Here is a 17638-nt window from a genome sequence, read left to right on the forward strand (position 1 = left end):
ACATTATTTAAGAGATGTAGTATTTTATGTTAATGCGGATACGAGAACACCGATGACAAGAGCAACCGCTTGTGTTACAGGAGCAGTGCCACCTGTTGGTTGATAACGAATAAATTCGACATGTCCATCAAGGTAAAGAACATTTGACCCACCCGGAATATGGTTGAAATTAGAAGCGTCAGTTGCTACTTTGTCAAACATGATGGGTAGGCTGCTTTGTGCTTTTGAACTTGATGCAGGATTGTTAATATCTGTTATGAGGAATCTTTCGATACCTTCACGCAAACGATAAACTGTATTGGTTCCTGCATTACCATACCCATCGAGTGTTGAACTTGTTATGTCTGCATCAACAACACGCATAATGCCAGCATTATCCTTTGTTTGAACAGCAGTGATAAGTTCGGGTTTTGCCAATGACATTAATCCATAAACCAACTGTGCAGGTGCGTTTCCAGAACCAGATACAGGACCTGCTCCAAGTGCATTTAATACATTTACCATAGGTGTAATGTCTACCATAGGCCATTCATCGCCAACGCGGTCCATGACCAATCCCAAGTAGATATAACTTGAATCCATAGCAGAGGCGCAAGATACGGTGTCGTTTGCATATACATTTACGCACCAATCGTCACGGTCGGGATATTTTGCACGGGTAATTGTTTGGCGATAGTCGGAGTCCGATGGGCAAAAGGCAATCATAGGGTCGTTGAGATATTCTGGATAGATTAAGAATGTGCTGGGACATAAGTCTGCACGAACCTCAATATTGCCATTGATTTGCGGATAGGCACCGAACTGAACAGGAGGAAATCGTTCTCCTTTCGCTTCGTTGGAATACATTTTGAGAACCAGTCCCCATTGTTTTAAGTTGTTCTGACAACTGGAACGACGAGCCGCTTCGCGTGCACGGGCAAGTGCAGGTAATAGGATGGCTGCAAGTATGCCAATGATGGCAATTACAACCAACAATTCAATTAAAGTAAATCCTTTCTTTTTTAACATACGCATATCCTTTCTTGTTTTATTTTTTGCCACGCGCGTAGCATGTTTATTACCATATATAGAGACAGATTGAAAAACATCTGGGTTTCATTAGAATTTATTATTTTCAAAAGTAGTTTACAATTCTTATTTAAGGAGAAAAATATAATGAAAAAGTTAATGAAAAAAACAATGCCGATTATTATTGCTTTATTTCTTATTATTGGATTTTCGGGATGTATATGTAAGCCTATTCAGGAAGGAGAATTGACCTTATTGTCTACACAATTTGGTTATAAAGTAGAAGGACCTTTGGGCTTTGAAGGGACAATTACAAAAGAAAGTGTGGACATGGAAGAGTGGAACTTTTCAGGGAAATTTGTATTTCCTAATCAATTATGTTTTTATCTTGGGAAAACAGTGTCTATAGCAGAGAGTTATCCTGAACAAATTGAAATACGGCTTTATACAATTTCTTCTTTAATAGGGCAGATACTACTACCGCGTGATAAGGAAGTTCCTGTTCAATGTAAGATAAAGGCTTCGAATGATGCCCGTTTCCGAGTTATATTTTATTAATTTGTTAGAAAATTTAGATAGAAAGACATGAATATAGTAAAAGATGAGTTACGGAAGAAGGTATTGTTTTGTAGAAGATTGCTTTCGCCGAATGAAATAAAAGAAAGAAGTGAAAGAATAACAGAGCTCTTTTTTTCATTAACTTTTTGGGATGTGTATGAGAACTTTTTTGTATACATGTCCGATGGACAGGGAGAAGTGGAAACAAAATCTCTTATTTATTCATTGCTTAAAAGAGGGAAAAAAATATGGATACCGCGTGTAAAACAATATAATTTGATATGGTATCTAATTGATGAGAAAAAATTACAGGAATTAAAGATTAGTCCCTGGGGAATATTAGAACCTTTGCCTGATTGGGAACCCTCTACGGATAGAATAAAAGAAAAGACTGTTTGCATTGTTCCGGGAATCGTTTTTGACCGTCGTGGTTATCGAATTGGACATGGGAAGGGCTTTTATGACCGTTTTTTAGGTAGCAATAGGCGGTGTATTTCTGTAGGTTTCTGTTATAGTTTTCAGATGGTAATGTTATGTCCGCATAGGAACTGGGATGTTCCGGTGGATTGGGTTATTACTGAAAATAATGTGTTCCATCCCCATAATTCTTTTTCATAAATGTAAGGCAAATGAGTTTTTATGAAGGATAGAGAATATCAATATGTAGAACTTAATAAGGGGAAAACATGTTTTGAGAAAGTGGGGGATAGTTCTAAACCTATTGTCGTATTTGTGCATGGATTATCTTCGCCGATGTGTATTTGGAATAAAAATATTTATGAATTGTCTAATGATTGTTGTGCTATTCGATATGACCTTTATGGCAGAGGAAATTCTGCCCGTCCTATAGTTTCTTATGATGCGGATTTGTTTGTTAATCAATTATATGAATTGATACAAACATTAGCACTTTCTTTACCCGTAAGTCTTGTAGGGTTAAGTATGGGAGGTGCTATTGTAAGTGATTTTGCAGTTCGATATCCTGAAATGGTGGATAAAATGGTATTAATTGCTCCTGCAGGTTTATTAAAGCGAACATGGGGAATGAAATTAATGGGTATGCCTTTTGTTGGAACAATTCTTTATGAAGTTTTTGGTAAGAAGGCTTTAATAAAAGGTGTCTTGGAAACAATAGGGGATTCTATGGAAGATAAAATTTATATGCAGAAGGTTTATGAAGAACAGATGAGGATACCCGGGTATAGAGAAGCCATATTGTCCACATTAAAACAGGGTCCTATATGTGATATGGAGGATGTATATATTCAATTGGGAAAACAGAAACGGGAAGGATGCCTGATATGGGGAGAGAAGGATAATGTTGTGCCTTTTTGCTTGAGTAAACAAATAATAGAATGGGTTCCATGGCTTACTTTACATGCCGTAAAAGATGGAACCCATGCAGTAAACTATCAGAAAGCAAATATAGTAAATGCTATATTATGTTCATTTTTTAATAGGTAAATGAGAAAGGAGAGAATATGGATTTCTCTAAAATATTAGAAATTGCTTTTAACTTTCGTGAAGCAAGGGTATTACTCACAGGTGTTGAATTAGATATTTTTACTTTGTTATCGGAGCGAGAAATGGATTTGCAGGAGATATGTGAAGAATTGCATTCGGAAAAAAGGGCGACTCAGTATTTGCTGGATGCAATGTGTGCCATGAAATTGTTGGAAAAGAAGGACGGGAAATATAAAACATCTACAGAAGTAGTTCCTTTTTTAAGCAAATATGGGTCTGAATGTATGTTATTTATGTTAGAACATTATGCAAATTTATGGCATCGCTGGTCCCATCTTACTGATATAGTGAAGGGAAAAACGATTACAATAAAACCTGTTGACCAGATGAGTCCCGACCAGTTGAAAGCGTTTATTTTGGGTATGCATGTACTTGCATTGAGAGCATCTAAACCGTTGTTAAAAAAATTGGGAACTGTTCCTTATAAAAAAATGTTAGATGTGGGAGGTGCATCGGGAACCTATTCTGAAGCCTTTATTGAGATAAATCCCCAATTGCAGGCAACAATATTTGATTTGCCCCCCGTTATAGAGATAGCCAAAGAACGATTAAAAAATTCACCCTATAAAGACAAGATAGATTTTTATGTTGGGGATTTTTATAAGGATGAGTTACCGAGTGGTTATGATTTTTTATGGTTGTCAGCGATAATACATCAGAACAGTCGGGAACAAAATGTGGATTTATATAAGAAATGTTTTGCTGCACTGGAAACAGGGGGTGTTTTGTGGATACGGGATTATGTGATGTCAGAAGACAGAATAAGTCCGAAAACAGGGGCGTTGTTTGCAATTAATATGTTAGTAGGAACGCAAGGAGGAGGGACATATACCTTCGAGGAGATTAAAGAGGATTTAAATTGTGCAGGATTTAAGAATGTGCATTTTAAGATTCATGGGGAACAGATGGATACAGTCATAGAAGCAGTTAAAGAAGAGTAAGTATAGATATTAGTTGCTTTTTTCTGCAAATGCAGCAGATAACATAACCGAGATTACGGTGAAATATAAATAGAAGAAAAGAGCCTCTGTGGAAGATGCTGTTTTAGGATAGTTTTGTTTTTTAGTTATTATGTCTGTGTGTTTCTTTTTCATCGTTGTATCCTTTCTACAGTTATTTGTTTCATCTGTTTAAAAGACGATACAAACGAAAAAGCAATTCATTTCTTTAAAAATTATTTTTAAGGATAGAGAAAGAATTGTAGAACTATACATACTTTAAGTGTAAATGAATTTTCACATAAGGAAAGATGATTTATAGTTGTGGAGCACAACGAATGGGTAATGTTTATAATTTTACTGAAAATAAGATAACAAAAGGTTATAATGAAAAAATTACTCTTGTGAAGACGAATAAGGAGATAAGGATGAAATATGGGTAGGGATTAGGAAATGTATGGCTATTACAGAGCAAATTCCTATGATGCCGGAGATAATCATTACCATGTCCAGACCTGTAACCTGTATAGTCGGAGCGAAAAAGAGTTGTAAGGGTGCCCGTAGAAAATGTAAATAAGTATTTGACGAAATCTGAAATAGGGTTCCGTATTCTGCAACATAACCGGCTAAAATGGGTGCTATTCCTGCAACCAAGCCATTCAGGGAACTGTTTAATGCTAATGGTGCTGTGGCTTTACCGCGAGGGGTTGTGGAAAAAATAAGGTTTGTGAGACATAGGTTAATTCCTGCTACGCAAATACCTGAAATGATATGTAGGAATAATATTAAGTACCATTGGACAATATCATTTTTTAGTTCTGCGGATATGAACCACGAAATAACAGCGGCAAAGAAAACAGGTATGCATAAATATAGCAAAGAGCGATTCCCGTATCGAATAGAGAATTTTTTCCAGAAAGAAAAGGATATAACATTAGCAAATTGGTTCAAAACGGTTAAACAAATAATGATTAATAACGAATAACCAATTCGTTTCATCAGAAAGACTGGTAAAAAGGGACAGGAAAAATTAAAGATAGAGTTCCAGATGATACAGAATAGCATTGTTTTACGGAAGTTAACATTTTCTAAGGATTCCTGAAAGGGCTTCCAGAAGGAATTGTGCTGGAGTGAAGAGTGTGTTTGTTCATTAATATGTTTCAATAAATCGCGAATATTGTGTATGGCTATTGATGAGCCTAATCCTAAAATTCCAGCAAGGATAAATACCCCAGAATAACCAAAAAGCATATATTGTGAATAATTATTTTTTATATATTCTAAACCCAATGCTCCAACAAAACTTGCAATGGCTCCTAATAAGGTGGCAAATATGAATCTTTGAGTTAATACCTGATAGAAAGTATCTGGATTGAAAAAATCGCGAAACCATGTGCTGAAAGCACAACCACCTATATTGGCAAATGATACATAGATAATATACAAAACAAAAAATATAGGGAGAACATGACTTTTGATAAAGAAAAGTGGAATAAGTCCACAGAGTAGTATTGCTATACGACTTAAAGTTAGAGCAAATAGGGCAATAAATTTTCTTTTAGGATATTTTTCAACTAAAAATGTTGCTGGTATTTGCAAGATTTGAGCCAGAGGAATTAGTGCATTTAAAAGACCAACCACAACATAGCTTGCACCAAGATATAAAGCGAAAGCACTAAGAAAGGCGCCTGTGCTAAGGCTTGTCATTCCTTGCGCTAATGTTGCGTCAATAACAAAAAAATTTTTATTTTTATCAATATAATTGTTATCGATATTTTCTAAGTCTTCTTTATGTGTAGAAACAAGTATGCTCATTTATCAATATATGGTAGTAGTTTTGTTATTATACAATATGTTGTTATAAAAAAAATAGAAATAATCAGAATATAAAAAATAGTGCATCCATAGATGCACTTACAATATTATCTCTATTTTTTGTTTGTTAGTTTACCTTGGTAATATTATACCATAAACAATAGATAAAATTACATTTATTTTGTAATAATCCGCAAAAAAATGAAAAAGTTTCACTAATTCACGAAAATTAAAGATATGTATTTAAAAAATTTTTATGCACGGTATTTTCGATGTATTACAGATTTGAATGTAGAATTCCATACAGGGATGAATATCATTATCGGAGCCAATGCTCAGGGGAAAACTTCTTTATTGGAGGCGATTCATTTTTTATCATTGGCGCGTAGTTTAAGGACGAATAATGAAAAGGAATTGGTTCAATACGAAAGGGATGGTTTTTTACTTAAAGGGAAAGTAGTTTCTGATGAAGATATGATGGAGCCAATATCCATTGATATGAAATGGGTAAAAGGGAGCAAGAGAATTTATGTAAATGGCATTAGTCTTGAAAAGGTGAGCGAATTAATCGGGAAAATGCGGATAGTGTTCTTAACGAGTGATTTTTCAGACCTTGTAAGTGAAGGGGCAAGTTATCGAAGGAGATTTATGGATGTCCAACTTTCACAGATGGATAGTGCATATCTTTATGCGTTGCAAGGGTATCAGCGAGCACTTCGTCAGAGGAATGAATTACTGCGTAAACCCGATGTAAAACAGGATGAATTATGGATTTGGGAAGTGCAAATGGCGGAGTTTGCCAAGACACTTATAAGTAAACGGAGTGCTTTTATAAAAAATCTCAAACCTTTTGCATCCGATATTCATAATCAAATTATATCAGATGAAAAATTAGAAATTGGTTATTTGCCGGATGTTTTAGAGGATGTTTTTTTGAAGAAATTAGAGGAAAATCGTAAAACAGATATTCAGAGAGGGCAAACAATTCATGGACCTCATCGAGATGATATAGAAGTGAAGATTAATGGCTATCCTGTTCGTCAATATGCGTCTCAGGGGCAGAAAAAGACCTGCGCTTATGCAATTCGTATTTCAGAGATTTATTTAAGTAAAGAGAAGAAGGAGGATTTTCCTATTGTGCTTGCAGATGAATTGTTTTCCGACCTTGACCCACAACGGGGAAAGAAATTTTTAGAAACAATTCCAGAAGGAATACAGGTTATAATAACAGCAGTGGATGAAATATTCTGTAGAAATTTAGAACGAAAGTTTGATATGTATCGAATAAGGAGTGGCAATCTTGAGAAGTCACAAGAACAAGCCTGAAAAAATATCCGAGATAATTTCGAATGTAAAAAAATCCGAAGTTCTTAAATTGAGTTTGGAGTTGGTTCCTGTGTGGAAGCAATGGAAACAGATTGTTGGTGAAGAATTTGCATCACTCACAGAACCCGCAGGTTTTCGGAGGGGGAGACTTCATATTAAAGTGAAGAATACTACCGTTATGCACCGATTAACTTTTGATAAGGAACAGATATTAGGAAGGATAAAAGCCGTTCTTCAAAAGGACCTTATTGATGATTTGTTCTTCGAACTTGATGAAAAGGAGTAATGAAAATTTTTTGTTACTTTATTTTTTATTCGGAATTTTCTTCATTATCAGGGGCATTTTCAAAAAGGTCGCCGGTTTCTTCTTCATTTTCTTCTTCGGCATAAGAACCTTCCGGTAATTCTTCTTCTGCATCACTCTTTTTAATTGCTTTATCTGCGGATGCAATTTTAGCACCTTCGCGTAGGTTCATTAATTGCACACCTTTGGTATTTCGACCAATGACACGAATACTTTTAATGGGGATGCGAAGCATTTTGCCATCGGTGGCAACGACTACGATGTCTTCGTCATCACTTACGGTAAGCATGGTAACAACATTGCCATTGCGCTCTTGTGTCTGTATATTAATAATTCCTTTTCCTCCGCGATGTTGGATGCGGTATTCTTTTACTTCTGTCCGTTTCCCGTAGCCATTTTCTGTAACAGTGAGAACGGTTAGATTGTCTTTGGCAACGGAAACGCCTACGACATAATCACCTTTATTAAGGCGAATGCCAACTACACCCTGAGCCGTTCTACCCATAGGACGGACATCTTTTTCAGGAAATCTTATTGCAAGGCCGCTATGAGTTGCTAAAAGGACATTGTCTATTCCTGAGGTAACAAGGACATCTATAAGTTCATCACCTTCTTCTAAGGTAATTGCCTGGATACCTGTCGAACGCGGTTTACTATAAGCAGATAACGGGGTTTTCTTAACGAGACCTTTCTTGGTTACCATGAACAGGTATTTGCTTTCATCTTTTAAGTTTTTAATTGAAAGGAAGGCTGTTACTTTCTCTTTATCTCCGAGGGCAAGCAGGTTTTTGATATTTCTACCTCTTGCGGTTCTGCCTGCTTCAGGAATCTCATGGACTTTCCGCCAGTAGACACGCCCTTCGTTTGTGAAGAACATGAGATATTCATGAGCGGTTGCAGTAAAGACATGTTTAACGAAGTCATCTTCAGGGGTTTCCATTCCCATGACGCCTTGACCTCTTCGCCGTTGTTTTCGTGATGTTGTCTGGGGCATGCGTTTAATATATCCTTGATTGGATACGGTTATAATCATGGCTTCATCGGCGATAAGGTCTTCAATATCAAAGTCTTCAATAGTTTCTAAAATCTCTGTTTTTCTCTCGTCTCCATATTTTTCGCGGATTTTTTCTACTTCTTTTCGAACTTCAGCAAGAATATTTTCACGGCTTGAGAGGATATGTTTTAATCGTTTAATTTCTTTAAGCAGGTTGTCATATTCTTCTTGTAGTTCTTTTCGTTCTAATCCGGTTAATCTCCGTAGTGGCATAGCAAGGATGGCTTTTGCCTGTTCAACAGAAATATCTAACTTTTTGCATAATTTTGTTTGTGCTTCTTCTGCATTTGCAGATTTCCGAATTAGATTAATTACTTCGTCAATTTGGTCAATGGCTTTTAATAGACCTTCAAGGATATGGGCACGGCGTTCTGCCTGTTCTAAATCGAAACGGGTTCTGCGTTCTACAATTTCAGCACGGTATTGGACATAGTGCTGAATCATGTCTTTCAGGTTTAATACGCGTGGAATATTATTTACTAATGCGAGGAAATGGATTCTTGATGTGCTTTGTAATTGAGTATGTTGGTAAAGTTGGTTTAAAACGACCTGAGGATTGACATCGCTTTTGAGTTCAATGATTAAACGCATTCCTTCGCGGTCGGATTCATCGCGAAGGTCAGTGATACCTGAAACTTTGTTGTTCTCTACGGCTTTTGCAATAGATTCAATCACAGTTTGTTTTGTAACCTGATACGGGATTTCTTCAACGAGTAAACTTTTCTTTTTCGTTTTTTCCTGGGAGACGACTTTAATTCGTGCCCGAAGTTTTACCTGTCCCGTTCCTGTTTTATATGCACGAAGAATTCCTTCTTTACCACAGATGATAGCCCCCGTGGGGAAATCGGGTCCCGGCACAATCTTTATAAATTCTTCGACGGGAGCGGAAGGATTGTCTATATAGTAAATAATTGCGTTACAGATTTCTGTTAAATTGTGAGGAGGACAGTCTGTAGCCATACCGACGGCAATACCGTAAGAGCCGTTTACAAGGAGGTTGGGGAAACCGGACGGTAATACGGTGGGTTCATCGAGACGGCCATCGAAATTAGGACGCATTTCGACGGTATTCTTTTCTATATCTGTTAGCATTTCTAAAGCAATGGGCGTTAACCTTGCTTCTGTATATCGGTATGCTGCGGGACTATCTCCATCGATAGAACCGAAGTTACCCTGACCATCAACCATAGGATAACGCATGTTCCAATCTTGGGCTAATCGGACAAGGGCATCGTAAACCGCCTGGTCTCCATGGGGATGATATTTTCCTAAACATTCTCCGACGATAGTGGCACATTTACGGTATGGACGATTGGGAGTTAATCCCAATTGATGCATAACGAAGAGTATGCGTCTTTGAACCGGTTTTAATCCATCGCGAATATCGGGTAAAGCCCGACTTACAATTACACTCATGGAATAATCGAGGAAAGCGGTTTGCATTTCCTGTTCAATGGGGACTGGCTTTATATTTTGATTCACCGCCATGTATTTTCTCCTAAGGTGTTTTATGTGTCTATTGGAAATTAAATATCAAGATTTTGCACTTCAAGAGCATGTTTTTCTATGAAATGACGACGAGGCTCAACTTCATCGCCCATTAAAATTGTGAATGTCTCTTCTACAGAACTTTCATCAGCAATTTCTACTTTCAGCAATGTTCGTTTTTCGGGGTCCATGGTCGTTTCGTAAAGTTGTTCGGCATTCATTTCACCGAGACCTTTGTATCGCTGAATTACAAGGTCTTTTTTCCCTAACTCCATGAGGTAGTTTCTAAGTTCCATAGGTGAATTGGTTTCAAAAAGCAAATTGTTTTCTTTATTATCTTTGCTGAAAACTCGGAAAGGTGGAGCGCCCAGTGCGTTAGCAGCTTCATACCAATGGAGGTATGATGAAAAATCGGGACTTTTCATGAAGGCTATATCCACCTGATTGGGAAGGCGTGCAGGTTTGGGAGTTGTAACGGATTCTGTATCGCCATTATCACTTTTGGTGGGAATGGCCATGTTAATGATTTCCTTCGCATCGCCAAAGATTTTTTTCCATTCTTTTTGTGTGATTGCTTCGGGATAGACAAGTTTTTCGCGAGGCAATTCTCTTATCCGTTGGAGTTCTTCAAGGGTAACGCCGTATATTTTATTTAGTCGGTTGATTACTTTTTCAAGGTTTCGAATAGCTTCAATCGTTTTAATAAGTGTTCGAACTTGAATAAGTTTTTCATCGTTGTTCGCATCTCCATTGCTTGATACAACCCGAACATTTTCCATGACTGTTTCAAGTATAAAAGCCTCAAATTCATATTCGGAATGGGTGTATCTTGATTTTTTCCCTTTGGAAATTCTGTAAAGGGGAGGGAGTGCTATGTATAGATGTCCTTTTCGGATAAGTTCGGAGGCGTATCTAAAGAAAAATGTTAATAGGAGGGTTCGAATGTGAGAACCATCTACATCAGCATCGGTCATGATTATGACGCGATGGTAGCGAAGGTTATCAAGTGTAATTTCTTCTTTACTTATGTCAATACCTAATGCCCGAAGGAGTGAAGCGATTTCCTTATTTTCAAGTACTTTATGAAGGCGGCTTTTTTCGACATTGAGGACTTTTCCGCGTAAGGGAAGGATAGCCTGATAACGGCGGTCTCTACCTTGTTTAGCGGAGCCACCTGCACTATCACCCTCTACGATGAATAATTCGCAAAGTTCTGGATTTCGTTCTGAACAATCGGCTAATTTAGATGCCTGTCCTAATGTATCCAGAGCGGATTTTCTGCGGACACGTTCTTTGGCTTTACGGGATTCTTCACGGGCTTCTGCTGCTTCTAAAATTTTATCCGCAATCTGATTGGCAATGCGGGGATTTTGCTCAAAAAATTCCTGTAATGCACTATATACAATTGAGTTTACAAGCCCCTGAACCTCGCTATTTCCCAGTTTATCTTTGGTTTGTCCTTCAAATTGTGGGTTGGGATGTCGAATAGAAACTACAGCGGTCAACCCTTCGCGAGTATCATCACCTGTAACAGAAAAGTTTTTCTTTTTATTCAGATTGTTTTTATCTATCCAATCTGTAATACTACGGGTTAGAGCACTACGAAAGCCGGTGATATGAGTGCCTCCACCGGGCGTGTGAATGTTATTTGCAAAACTGATGACCTGCTCATAATAAGTTTTTACATACTGTAACGCCACCTCTACCTGAATGTCTTCTTTGCTTTTGGAAATGAAAATGGGCTTGGAATGAATAGGTTCTTTACCTTTATTTAAGTGTTTGACAAATTCTTCCAATCCCCCTTTATATTGAAGGGTTATCGAAGGTTCATCATTTCGCTCATCTGTGAATATAATTTTCAAACCTGCGTTTAAGAAGGCTAACTCTCTGAGACGATTAATTAAAATTTCCGACTGAAATACCACCTCTTCAAAAATATCCGGGTCAGGGAGGAAAGTAACTCGTGTTCCGGTCCCTTTTGCTTTGCCACGAACTTCCAAAGGAGTAGATGTTTTTCCGCGTTCGAAAGCCATATAGTAAATTTTTTCATCTCTTTTTACTTCCACTTCTAACCACTTGGAAAGGGCATTTACACAGGAAACGCCAACACCATGTAATCCCCCGGAAACTTTATAGACACTATGATTGAACTTGCCTCCTGCATGAAGCACAGTCATAACAACTTCAAGAGCTGACTTCCCTTTATGTGTTCCGTCTTTCATCGGGTCAACAGGTATTCCGCGTCCATTGTCAATAACTGTAACGCTATTATCAATGTGGATTGTTACCTGAATAGTATCACCGCAGCCTGCCATGACTTCATCAACACTATTATCAACTACTTCATAAACAAGATGATGTAAACCACGAATACCTGTGTCGCCGATATACATTGCGGGTCTTTTTCGGACGGCTTCAAGTCCTTCAAGGACACCAATGGCATCTGCAGTATAAGCATGAGATGTATTTTCAGTCATGTGCTCCACCTTTCTATAGGTAATAGGAAAGAGTCCATAAAAGGGAAGAAATTAAGTAAGTTTATTATATCAAATTATGATAACGAAGGGCAATAATAAACAGAGGAAAATGAATAAAATATTTGAAGAACACCATGATTTCATTGATGGAAAAATCACTTGCAAATAAGTATCAATCAATAATTTAGGAGAAATAAAAATGGTGGGCGATACTGGACTTGAACCAGTGACCCCTTGCATGTCAAGCAAGTACTCTAACCACCTGAGCTAATCGCCCACTCAGTATAAATGTGGATATAAATTATATCAATCTATAAATGTATTGTCAAATTATTGAAGATTTTAATGTAATAGTTATTTTGTTGTTGTGTCGTTGGGTATGGCTTTGACATTTTCTTTATCTACTTTGAATGGGTATGTGTTTTCGGGTAGAACTTTCATTTGTGTGCAAATGCTATATGGATTGCCAAAGGAGCCGGGGAATCGGACTTCGACATAATAAGCACTCCAGCCGGTTTTGGGTTGAACTAATTTTGCTTTGGCTTTTCCCTTTCCTTTTAAGGGTGTGCTTTCCCATTTGGAGTTTCTAAAGTCGCGGTTGTTGGAGTCGGCTTTCCAGAGGTAGGCGGTACCTTCCGGGTTGTCCCATTTTACATTAATGACATTTCTTTTGGATATTTCCCATGAGACAGAAGGGAACGATTTTTTCTCTTTTGTGGACAGGAAAAATTCGGCTAATGTAGCAATACCTGTAGGAGAGGCGTCATGGCCTGTATTGGGTTGATAACATAAGTATTTTGGAGCGGGGAAGTCCGGGAAGTATAGATTGGCGGAATCTACAGTCCAATAGGGGTCATTGGTGCCAAGGAGAATTAATTTAGGTAAGGTAAGTGAATTTCTGTAGGTATAAGGGTCAACAATGCTTAATAATTGTTCCCCTTTGGGTGAGTGCATTCTCTGAGGAATTTTAAGGCGGGTGTAATCTTCTATTTCACTGCTGAAGGTGCCATAGCATTCTAATTGGTGAAGCATTTGTTGTTTCATGTTAAGCACATCAATAACAGCAGGGGCAATGGCAACAACCCTTGGGTCTCCTGTTGCTGCGGTTAACCATGTTGTCCAGCCTCTTTTTGAGCCACCTGTAAGGACGAAGCGTTTGATTTCGTGGTTATCTGTATCCTTTTGGACCAACTGGATAGTGTCCATGGCACGGACAGCACTTTTTACCATTGGTAGTAATAATGGCCATTCATCTCCTTCGCCATTGAGATATTTATCGTAGGTGTAAGCGATGATTTCGTCTTCGTTTCTTCCATCAAATAAGGGCTGATTTGGAACCTGAGATAGAACTGCAATAACGGAATTTGTTTTTTTCGCAACTGTGACAGCAATTTTAAATTCTATGGAATTAATATTGGGCTCTTTTTGTTGGTTGTAACCTCCGCTAATAACAAGCATGGCTATGTCGGAATTCTTTATTTCGGGTGGACAGAGTAGAACGAGCCAATGAGTCCATACAATATTTTGCCATGTTTGTGATGTTAACCGAATAATTTTCGCTTTGCAACCCTCCATATCTTTTGTATCTACAATTTCATAAGAGTATGTAGGGTCGGGTTTGGTTACATAACTTTTTAAGTCGGCATGGGTAAACGATGAGATGAATAAAAGATTTAAAAACAAGGGGAAGATAAACACGATGGCTAATTTGTTCTTTTTCATAAGAGGTCTCCTATTGATTGGTTTAATAAAATATGTTTATTTTAAGACACTTTATTATTTAAAATGGTTTCTCTTACGAAAATGGGAAAGGTCACGAGGTAGGATATTTTCTTTTCTCATTCTTCCCGGGGTAATGCCGTCTTGTTCAATACTTTTCCGAATGCGCAGGTAGGATTCATAGCGGATGAGGGGGATTTCACCGTTTTTAATCGCTTCTCGAACGGCACAGTTAGGCTCATGTATATGAGAGCAGTCATTAAATCGGCATTTTTCAGCGAATCGGGATATTTCAGGGAAGTAATAATCAAGGGAGCGGGGGTCCATGTCCCAGAAGCCTAAAGAACGGATACCTGGGGTATCAATTAATTTGCCCCCGTTGGGTAAACAGTAGAGTCGTGTATTGGTAGTAGCATGCTTCCCTTTTTCTGTTTTTTGACTAATTTCCAGGGTTACTGCATCTACATCGGGGCAAATACTCTTTAGAAGGGAAGTTTTTCCAACACCACTATGACCTGCTAATACGCCCGTTTTGTTTTCTAATAGATTTACAATGTCTTCAATCCCTTGTTTTTTTACACAACTGGTGAAGAGCATTTTCAATCCGAGATTTTGGTAAATTTTTACTTCTTCTGGCAGAGTATCTATAAGGTCAATCTTGTTGATAACAATTACAGGTTCTACATTCCCATTTTCGGCAACAATAAGGAATCGGTCTATGAGTCCGGGTTTGAATGTGGGTTGTTTTACAGAGGCAACAACAAAAAGGATATCAACATTAGCCGAAATGACTTGTTCGGGTGGTCCCTCGCGGTCTATAGAAAGCCTGCTTAATTTTGATTTTCGAGGTGCAATCCCACGAATAATAGGCTCCCCTTTTTCTTCATAATCGACAAAAACTCGGTCACCGGGAGCAATAAGACTGGATTCTTTTTCCCGAAGTCGTTCATCGATTTTACACTGGATTTCTTTCGGTTCTGTTGCTGTATCAAGCAGGACAAAAGCCCATTTTTTACTATGAGATACTACGGTTGCATTGGGTTCGAATGTTTCAGGAAGATGGGATTCATGTTGAGAATTGTCTGGTAGATGAACTTCTGCCCGTCGGTGACGAATGGAATCTTTTGAGAATGCTTCGTCGTAACGATTTTCCCAGTTTTTTATACGAGTTTCTGACCGTTTGCTTTTTTCTAATTTTTTCTTTTTCATAGTCCTATAAATTTAATAGAGTTGCTTGTAAAAAAATCAAAGAGATTATAAGAGATTATATATGTATTATGGGGATTTTAAAAATTAAATGCCACTTTTATTTTTATTGGAGGACTTCTGTTTTCTGGTAGGGGAAAGGGAAGCACATACAGATTTCATTTTACAGTTAACGAAGGGAAGAAGTTTTTCGTCCGGTAATGGTTTTTTGATAATTTTATCTAATGTCCATTTTCTAAGCGTAGAAGTGAGAGCAGTTCGAACTTCATACATGGCTTTATGGAAGGCGCAAACATGTTCAATATCGTCTGTGTCTTTGCAGTAATCTCCTAAAATTTTCCCTTCACATGCTTCTACAATATCAAGGAGTGTAATTTGTTGCGGTGGTAGATTTAATGTAAAACCACCGGAAGGCCCTCTATGAGCATTGAGTAGTCGTGCTTTAGTAAGTAGTGTCATAATTTTTGAGAGGTAAGAAGTGGAAATATGGATATGTCTTGTGAGTTCGAGATGGGAAACAGGTTCTTTTTTATTGTGAAGGGCTATAAATGTTAGTGCTTGTATGGCTGTAATCGTTGTGTTGCTGAACATAGGAAGAATCCGGTTATGGATATATTTCGGGGAACAGGTATTTAACAACCTGTTCCCCTTTATTTTTAGGTTATGATACAACTTGTAGAATTTGTTTTACATCTTCAGAGGCATTTTTGCCGATAGGTTTCAGGTCATATTTATCCTGTAAAACTTTTAACACATTGGGGGTAATAAATGCAGGTAAAGCAGGACCCAATCGGATACCTTTAACCCCTAACGATAATAAAGTCAATAAAACAGCAACAGCTTTTTGCTCAAACCAACTTACTACAAGAGTGAGAGGTAAGTCGTTTACGCCACAATTAAACACTTTCGCTAAAGCGAGGGCTGTTTGGATAGCACCGTAAGAGTCATTGCATTGACCCATGTCTAATAAACGAGGAATACCTTCAACATCCCCGTAATCATAATTGCGAATACGATATTTACCGCAACCTAATGTGAGGATGAGAGATTCTTTTGGGGTGTTTTGTGCAAAATCGGCAAAGTAATTGCGACCGGGTTCAGCACCGTCACAACCCCCAATAAGGAATATATGTTTGATTTTCCCGGCTTTAATCAAATCAATTAATTTGTCTGCAACAGAGAGGATGTAAGTCCAATGAAATCCAATTGTGCTTTCTTTTATTTCGGTGGGTTGTAAAGGACCTATTTCAAGTGCTTTTTTAATAACAGGAGAAAAATCACCATCGTTAAGACGAGGAGCGCCGGGGACGCCTGTGCAATGAAGTGTGAATAAACGGTCGAGGTAGGTGTTATGACTGGCAGGGATAAGAACGCAGTTTGTGGTAACGACTATAGGACCGCCAAATCTTTCAAATTCTTTTCGCTGAAGTTGCCACGCACCACCATAATGACCAGCAAAATGCGGATATTCCCGTAATTTCGGATACATGTGGGCAGGTAACATTTCGCCGTGAGTGTAAACCTTAATTCCTGTGCCTTTTGTTTGCTCTAACAATTGTTTTAAGTCCAATAAATCGTGTCCCGTGATTAGAATACCGGGTCCTTCCTGAATACCTTCTTTGACTTTTACCGGAGAGGGATTCCCGAAAGTTTCTACATGGGCATTATTAAGCAGTTCCATTGTTTTTAGGTTTATCTTTCCGCATTCGAGAACCAGTTCCAAAAGATGTTCCATGTCAAAGTTGACATTGGTCATGGTCGCAAATAAGGCGCGTTCAATAAACTCTTCAATTTCCGGGTCTGTCTTTCCTAAACGGCGGGCATGGTGTTTGTATGCCGCCATTCCTTTCAACCCATAGAGTAAAGTTTTCTGCAGAGATTCCATATCGGCATCTTTTCCGCAGACACCTTTCTGGGTACAACCGGTACCGTTAAAGGTTTGTTCACATTGGTCGCAAAACATGTTTGTCATAATCTTTTCTCCTACATTTGAGGTTAATGTTTTGGAAACAAAAAATATATTATAGATATATTATATCTAAAATATATATAAATGTCAAATCCAATTAATTAAAAAATCGTTGTTAAATACAAAGGATAAAAATTAACACAAAAAAATAGAGACGAATAATTATTTTCCCTCATATATCCCAGGAAGCCGAAACATATTTTTATCTACCTATTATATAAATGAAAAAAATGGAGGTTCCGTATTGTTTGA

General features: G+C 37.8%; 15 protein-coding genes and 1 tRNA gene. 6 read left to right on the forward strand and 10 right to left on the reverse strand.

The genetic code is table 11. The features are described 5' to 3' along the window. Positions 1-24 precede the first annotated feature (24 nt). Positions 25-1008, reverse strand: coding sequence for a DUF1559 domain-containing protein (locus PLA12_06140; protein HOQ32075.1), 984 nt, complete (start codon positions 1006-1008; stop codon positions 25-27). A 147-nt stretch (positions 1009-1155) separates the two neighbouring features. Between PLA12_06140 and PLA12_06145 the strand changes: the two genes are divergently transcribed. The 4 genes from PLA12_06145 to PLA12_06160 are packed head-to-tail and all read left to right on the forward strand — an operon-like array spanning position 1156 to position 4031. Further along, positions 1156-1566, forward strand: a complete 411-nt coding sequence (locus tag PLA12_06145) for a hypothetical protein (protein ID HOQ32076.1) — start codon at positions 1156-1158, stop codon at positions 1564-1566. Positions 1567-1593: 27 nt separating this feature from the next. After that, a complete protein-coding gene (locus PLA12_06150) occupies positions 1594-2184 on the forward strand; it encodes a 5-formyltetrahydrofolate cyclo-ligase (GenBank protein ID HOQ32077.1) in 591 nt (196 codons plus the stop codon). A 21-nt stretch (positions 2185-2205) separates the two neighbouring features. Beyond that, positions 2206-3030 (forward strand): alpha/beta hydrolase, encoded by an 825-nt coding sequence (locus tag PLA12_06155; GenBank protein HOQ32078.1) that lies wholly within the window; start codon positions 2206-2208, stop codon positions 3028-3030. A 17-nt stretch (positions 3031-3047) separates the two neighbouring features. Next, positions 3048-4031 carry a methyltransferase gene (locus PLA12_06160; GenBank protein ID HOQ32079.1) on the forward strand — a complete coding sequence of 328 codons (984 nt, stop codon included), beginning with the start codon at positions 3048-3050 and terminating at the stop codon, positions 4029-4031. 9 nt (positions 4032-4040) lie between these two features. Here PLA12_06160 and PLA12_06165 read toward each other — a convergent pair whose 3' ends face one another. Both PLA12_06165 and PLA12_06170 read right to left on the reverse strand, forming a co-directional pair. After that, the gene (locus PLA12_06165) at positions 4041-4184 is read right to left on the reverse strand and encodes a hypothetical protein (GenBank protein ID HOQ32080.1); all 144 of its coding nucleotides are present in this window, start codon (positions 4182-4184) and stop codon (positions 4041-4043) included. 240 nt (positions 4185-4424) lie between these two features. Next, positions 4425-5843: an MFS transporter gene (locus PLA12_06170; protein ID HOQ32081.1), complete on the reverse strand. Its 1419-nt coding sequence runs from the start codon at positions 5841-5843 to the stop codon at positions 4425-4427. 237 nt (positions 5844-6080) lie between these two features. Between PLA12_06170 and recF the strand changes: the two genes are divergently transcribed. Both recF and PLA12_06180 read left to right on the forward strand, forming a co-directional pair. After that, positions 6081-7169, forward strand: coding sequence for a DNA replication/repair protein RecF (gene recF / locus PLA12_06175; protein HOQ32082.1), 1089 nt, complete (start codon positions 6081-6083; stop codon positions 7167-7169). Continuing rightward, complete coding sequence (locus PLA12_06180) at positions 7144-7455, forward strand: DUF721 domain-containing protein (GenBank protein HOQ32083.1); 312 nt, start codon at positions 7144-7146, stop codon at positions 7453-7455. The genes recF and PLA12_06180 overlap by 26 nt, the downstream gene beginning before the upstream one ends. A gap of 25 nt (positions 7456-7480) precedes the next feature. Here the strand turns inward: PLA12_06180 and gyrA are convergent, their stop codons facing one another. From gyrA to hcp, 7 genes are all read right to left on the reverse strand, one after another. Continuing rightward, positions 7481-10015: a DNA gyrase subunit A gene (gene gyrA / locus PLA12_06185; GenBank protein ID HOQ32084.1), complete on the reverse strand. Its 2535-nt coding sequence runs from the start codon at positions 10013-10015 to the stop codon at positions 7481-7483. A gap of 38 nt (positions 10016-10053) precedes the next feature. Continuing rightward, entirely contained in the window at positions 10054-12492 is a 2439-nt protein-coding gene (gyrB, locus tag PLA12_06190; protein HOQ32085.1) for a DNA topoisomerase (ATP-hydrolyzing) subunit B, read from the reverse strand. 200 nt (positions 12493-12692) lie between these two features. Then, a tRNA-Val gene (locus PLA12_06195) sits at positions 12693-12769 on the reverse strand. Positions 12770-12846: 77 nt separating this feature from the next. Next, on the reverse strand, positions 12847-14214 hold the full coding sequence (locus PLA12_06200; GenBank protein ID HOQ32086.1) for a PhoPQ-activated protein PqaA family protein: 1368 nt from the start codon (positions 14212-14214) through the stop codon (positions 12847-12849). Between the two features lie 54 nt (positions 14215-14268). Next, positions 14269-15420, reverse strand: coding sequence for a ribosome small subunit-dependent GTPase A (rsgA, locus tag PLA12_06205; GenBank protein ID HOQ32087.1), 1152 nt, complete (start codon positions 15418-15420; stop codon positions 14269-14271). Between the two features lie 84 nt (positions 15421-15504). After that, positions 15505-16008, reverse strand: coding sequence for an Rrf2 family transcriptional regulator (locus PLA12_06210; GenBank protein HOQ32088.1), 504 nt, complete (start codon positions 16006-16008; stop codon positions 15505-15507). Positions 16009-16078: 70 nt separating this feature from the next. After that, positions 16079-17380: a hydroxylamine reductase gene (gene hcp, locus PLA12_06215; GenBank protein HOQ32089.1), complete on the reverse strand. Its 1302-nt coding sequence runs from the start codon at positions 17378-17380 to the stop codon at positions 16079-16081. Positions 17381-17638: the final 258 nt, after the last annotated feature.

The organism is Candidatus Hydrogenedens sp. (genome assembly GCA_035378955.1).
Classification (GTDB): domain Bacteria; phylum Hydrogenedentota; class Hydrogenedentia; order Hydrogenedentales; family Hydrogenedentaceae; genus Hydrogenedens.

Bases quoted from the DNA above. Each gene is read 5' to 3' on its own strand.
- PLA12_06160 (HOQ32079.1), top strand. From the start codon at position 3,048: ATGGATTTCTCTAAAATATTAGAAATTGCTTTTAACTTTCGTGAAGCA.
- recF (HOQ32082.1), top strand. From the start codon at position 6,081: ATGTATTTAAAAAATTTTTATGCACGGTATTTTCGATGTATTACAGAT.
- rsgA (HOQ32087.1), bottom strand. From the start codon at position 15,420: ATGAAAAAGAAAAAATTAGAAAAAAGCAAACGGTCAGAAACTCGTATA.
- PLA12_06165 (HOQ32080.1), bottom strand. From the start codon at position 4,184: ATGAAAAAGAAACACACAGACATAATAACTAAAAAACAAAACTATCCT.
- PLA12_06140 (HOQ32075.1), bottom strand. From the start codon at position 1,008: ATGTTAAAAAAGAAAGGATTTACTTTAATTGAATTGTTGGTTGTAATT.
- gyrB (HOQ32085.1), bottom strand. From the start codon at position 12,492: ATGACTGAAAATACATCTCATGCTTATACTGCAGATGCCATTGGTGTC.
- PLA12_06170 (HOQ32081.1), bottom strand. From the start codon at position 5,843: ATGAGCATACTTGTTTCTACACATAAAGAAGACTTAGAAAATATCGAT.
- gyrA (HOQ32084.1), bottom strand. From the start codon at position 10,015: ATGGCGGTGAATCAAAATATAAAGCCAGTCCCCATTGAACAGGAAATG.
- PLA12_06150 (HOQ32077.1), top strand. From the start codon at position 1,594: ATGAATATAGTAAAAGATGAGTTACGGAAGAAGGTATTGTTTTGTAGA.
- hcp (HOQ32089.1), bottom strand. From the start codon at position 17,380: ATGTTTTGCGACCAATGTGAACAAACCTTTAACGGTACCGGTTGTACC.
- PLA12_06200 (HOQ32086.1), bottom strand. From the start codon at position 14,214: ATGAAAAAGAACAAATTAGCCATCGTGTTTATCTTCCCCTTGTTTTTA.
- PLA12_06145 (HOQ32076.1), top strand. From the start codon at position 1,156: ATGAAAAAGTTAATGAAAAAAACAATGCCGATTATTATTGCTTTATTT.
- PLA12_06155 (HOQ32078.1), top strand. From the start codon at position 2,206: ATGAAGGATAGAGAATATCAATATGTAGAACTTAATAAGGGGAAAACA.
- PLA12_06210 (HOQ32088.1), bottom strand. From the start codon at position 16,008: ATGTTCAGCAACACAACGATTACAGCCATACAAGCACTAACATTTATA.